Source organism: Aequorivita sp. IT1282 (genome assembly GCF_058068205.1).
The window spans coordinates 1-5,090 of record NZ_JBYRHR010000011.1 but is presented as its reverse complement, the minus strand read 5'-3'; the positions used below and the strand labels follow the sequence as shown (position 1 = coordinate 5,090).

Below are 5,090 nucleotides of genomic sequence, written 5' to 3'. Positions count from 1 at the left end.
ATTTCTATTTATCGTTTTAGGGTAAAATGTCCTTTGAATTCTTTAGGCACGTCGTCTTCGGTGTATTCCACTCTGAACCAGTAATCGCTTGATGGCAGTGGGCTTCCCCCGAAGGTTCCATCCCATCCTGCGCCTAGCGGACTTAGTTGCTTAAGCAATTTTCCGAAGCGGTCAAAGATATATATTTTTGCCGTAGGGTCACCCGTAGCTATACCAATGATATTCCAAGTATCGTGATAACCATCTGCATTTGGTGTAAAGTACAGCGGATAGTCTATAACACCCACATCAATCGTTACGCTACCACACCCGAAAGCATCACGGATGGTCACCGTATGGTTTCCTGGGGTTACGTTTTCAAATAGATTGCTATCCTGGAATGGACCATCGTCCAATTGATATTCATACGTGCCCTCGCCTGTTGCTATCACTTCAATAATATGGTTGCCCGCAAAGGCGCCGTTTATTAAGTTAGCTTCATAAGTAAGTGGTGGCGAAGAAACAATCACCGTTGCGGTGGCTGTACTCTCGCAGCCCGAGGCAAGTTCTGTGATGGTAACCGTGTACGTGCCGCCCTGCAGTGCGATAATCGATGGACCTGTTTGCCCTACAATAATAACCCCATCCAAATCCCATTGGAAGGTGTAAAGTGTTGGGTCAAGACCTGTATCGATAATCGGTGGGGAGGGACTGCCCTCTTCTTCTGCAATTGGGTTGCCATTTTCGTCCACACAAAGGCGGTATTCGCCGTCCAGGGTAACATCTGGAAGTTGCTCTACCTTAAGTATCATATCTACCACAGTATAGCAGCTTGGCGTAAAAATGTTTGTCGTGTTGGTAACACGCACATAAATACGTTGCGGGTTGATGATGTTTACATATGGGAAGGTAATTACACCCGTACCTGCTTCTGCTCCTTCCAATGTTTCGTGGAAAGTTATAGGGAAGTCCATTGGGTCCTGCCCCGCCAATATTCCGGCGCGAAGGTCAGATACCTGCTGATCGCTAAGATTATCCAAATCGAACTCTGCAAAACCATCGCTCGGCATCAAATTATCACATATTACAAATGGCTCTGTCGGCGCTATTGCAATTGCACCTGGCTGAACTATTAATTCAAAACTTTGTACTCCACCAATGTAACAGCCTGTATCGGTATTGGTAATACCCGTAAAAATTGTTTGCGGGTTTATTGGGTTGTTGGCCCCATCTCTGTTACGATGTCCTGTAACATTTGTAATGGCATTGGTATTGTTTTCTGCATCAATTGCGGTTAGGTAAAAACTTACCGCCATTGGTGGTGCTGGTTGGCCGCCTAATATCTCACCAATCTTAGTGGTTAAATCAAAGACGCCTGCCTCAGTACCATCTGTTGAGCAGTATACATAAGGTTCTACCACAGCGCTGTCGTCTGGCAATGGCTCTACTATTAATTCAAGCTCCACGATTTCAAAACAACCTGTTGTAATACTAGTAGCCCGCACATAGATTATTTGTGGGTTACTTGTGTTTTGGTAGGCCGTTGTCTCTATCGTAGGGATAGCGTCAGTCTCTGTAACTGCATCGCCATAGCTTTCATAGTAGTCCAATGTCCAGTTGTTCCCGTTGCGTATTTGTGCATTGCGAATAGTAAGGTCAAACAGCTCTACTTCGTCATAAGGCCCCGGTGGTACAATTATGTTATAGTCACAAAGTACAATTGGGTCTGGCGTTACAGGATTTGGATTACTGATAACTCGTAGCGTAAGGGTGGTAAATGAAACGCACGCACTATTACTATCCTCCACGCGCACATAAAGTACTTGTGGGTTGATAGGGTTTCCGCCAGCATCCATATTTACATAGGCTGTATCAGGATCGATACGGTTAATGTTATCCTGCGCATCTTCTTCTGTTAAGAAGTAAGTAACACCTTGGGTAAGCACACCATTGGTTATCTCTGAATTTTTCAGGGTAAGATCAAAAGTGGTCATCCCGTCATTCGTTTCGCCTAAATCGTCGCACACCTCCATCGCAGTCGGATCGGTTATTGGAAGTCCATTATTAACCACCAATTCAAAACTGCTGATTGCATAACACTCCGTGGCGTTGTCATCCAAACGAATCCAGATTGTCTGCGGGTTGCTAATGTTTGTATATGCTTCTGTCTCCACAATAAAGTTTAAACCTGTAAGGGCATCAGCTTGATTTAAGTGGTAGGTAAGGGTATAGTCTGTTGGAGACTGGCTACCATAGATTAAATCTTCTTGCTGGGTAAGGTCGAACTCTGCAAAACCACTGTCGTCGCAGGCTACCAAATCTGGAAGGTCCTGAGGAACTACTGGGCTTTCACGCACAATTAGCTCTAGGGTCACAATAGTATAGCATCCCGTGCCTCCTGGTGGATTGTTGTAAGCTGCACGAACATATAGTGTTTGGTTAAATGCAACTATATTCTCATACGGACTTGCCAATGGAAAACCACCTGTTCTGGCATCTAATAAATTTTCGTGGTAGGTAATAATAAGCGTTGGGTTGCCTCCGCGTATCTCAGCACTCTTGCTCTCCAAATTGAAGGAAGAGAGTCCGTTGTTGTCAACATCGCAAGCTATTAGCGGAGTAGGCTCCACTGGCTCTGGGTTCGGGTTGACAATTATAAAGAAACTCAATGCTGCACCACAACTATTTTGTCCGCCCACACTCACAAAAATCTCTTGTTGCGGGCTGGTAATATTCTGATATGTTGAAGGGTTTGTAATACGGATATCATTATTCAAGTCATCTTGCGAGGCGTAATAATAAACCGTCAACGTAGGATCGCCACCCGTAATTACTGGGGTATTCAACCTTAAATTGAAGGTAGAAATCCCATCATTATTGGTGCTACCATTTACTTCATCATCACAAAGAATTAGGTCGTTTGCGATTCCTGTACCTGGGAAGTCACCCATCTCGATTTCAAAAGAAGATACTCTCGCACAACCGGTGCCAAGGCTCTCCAAGCGTACCCAGATAGTCTGTCCCGAACTTTGGAATGCGTCTGCAGGATTAATTGCATTGGCGCCAGTATCGGCATCAGCCTGACTTTGGTGATAGGTTATTGGCTCAAAATCTGCTGGATCTTGTACGCCATATACTGCAGCGTTCTGCACTGTAAGATCAAAAATAGCTGTGCCATCGCCATCTTCATCGCAGGCAAATAGCGGATCTTGGAATGTAGCATCTGGCGCATCTGGTAACGCTACCACGATAAGCTCCAACTCCACAATAGTATAACAAGGAAGCTGCTCTGGCGGTACTTGGTTTGTAATACGAGCGAATACAATCTGGTTGTAAGGCACGATGTTAGTGTACGGGCTCAGGATTTCTGTTCCAGCAGCGCCATTCAATGCCGCTTGCATTGTTTCGTAATAAAAAATGGTAACATCTGTTTCTCCATTTAATATTTCTAAATCGCGATCCGTTAAATCGAACGTACTTACAATTCCATCATCGTCATCATCACAGATAATGATTGGGTCTGGATTCGGATTCGCATTCGGAACTGGAAGCACTGTTAGGGTTAGTGTGATTCTGATAGAGCAACCAAATTCTGATGTCACTCTTCCTATCACCGTTTGTGGGGTAGCGAAGTTTTGATACGTCGTTGGGTTAGGAATGGCATTGCCCGCAGCTTCATCAGCCGGGGTTACAAACCAAAGCACACTCAATGTAGGATCGCCACCTGTAACTAAAAAGTTCTGACTGGTTAAATCGAAGGTAGAAATCTCATCTGTTGGCGTACTGCCCTGCAATTCGTCGTCGCACAATACCATCTCAAAAGGTCCAAGATCCAATGGAATTGGGTCCACAATAAGGGTCAATGTAACAATATCGTAACAGCCTTCTGCTCCATTCGGGTTTGGAGGGATGCTACTGTTGGCGTTACCTACCACTAATACATAAATGTCTTGTGGGTTAGTAGTGTTAGTATAGGCTGCTGCGTTTTGGATAGCTGCAGAAAAATCTGGCGCGGTTAGCGCAAGGTCTCCGGCTATTTGCGCATCTGCAAGGTTTTCATAGTAATAAAGATCAAATCCGTTCGGGTCTAATGTGCCTAATATTTCTGGCTCTTTTTCGGTTAAATTGAAAAGGGTAAATCCATCGGCAACGGCATCATCACATTTTCTAAATGGCTCTGGCTCGGTGGCCACTGGGGAAGTGTGTACTTCTAGCGCAAAGGAAACGATAGTTTGACAAACATTGGCAGTAGTGGTTACGCGTGCCCAAACGCCACCTGTACCATAAGATGGATGTGCAGGATCGGTAATGGGGGTGTCTGAGTAAATCTGATCGTTCGTATAAAGGTTAGGTAACGGCAAACGGTTGTTTTGTGCATCTAGCAAGGTACCGTGATAAGTTACCGTAAGTGCAGGGTCTCCGCCTGTAATAATAGGGGTTTGCGTGCTTAGATCAAACTGTGCAAAACCGTCGTTGTTAGAGTCACAGGCTATAAAAGTGCCTGGTGAAGCGGCCACTGGCAAAGGTTCCACAATAATGAAAAAAGTGTTGGTCGCTCTACAGCCGTTCTCACTATATACCGTTACAAATATTTCTTGCTGAGGAATAATAACGTTTTGGTAGGCAGAAGGGTTTGCAATCGGGTTGTTGCTTGTCTGGTCTGCGGCACTGGCGTAATAAAATATCTCAAGACTTGGATTTCCAAGGGTAATTAGCGGTGTATTTACCGTAAGGTCGAACGTAGACAGGCCATCGTCTGCGGTACTGCCGTTTATTAGATCGTCGCACTTAGTTAAATCATTTCCTATTCCAATGGTAGGGAAAAGTTCCAGCTCTAGTTCAAAAGGGGTAACTCTTGCACAACCAGTAGCACGGCTCTCAAGGCGTACCCAGATAGTTTGCGCACCCGCACTTATATAAGTTGCAGGGTTAGGAATGGCATTGGCAGGGGTGTTTGCGTCTGCTTCTAATTCATAATAGGTAATAGGTAAAAAGTCTGCAGCGTTCTGAACACCTAATACACCGTCATCTTGAAGGGTTAAGTTGAAAATACCCGTACCGCTTCCACTTTCATCACAGCCTATAAAAGGATCTGCAAATGGTGGCATAAG

Annotated in this window: 1 protein-coding gene; it reads right to left on the bottom strand. The window is 44.9% G+C overall.

Going from position 1 to position 5,090, the window contains the following annotated elements; translation table 11 throughout:
* Nucleotides 1-8: 8 nt before the first annotated feature.
* On the bottom strand, nt 9-5,090 hold a 5,082-nt coding region (locus AC3RVG_RS15945; RefSeq protein WP_489692469.1), incomplete at its 5' end, for a T9SS type B sorting domain-containing protein.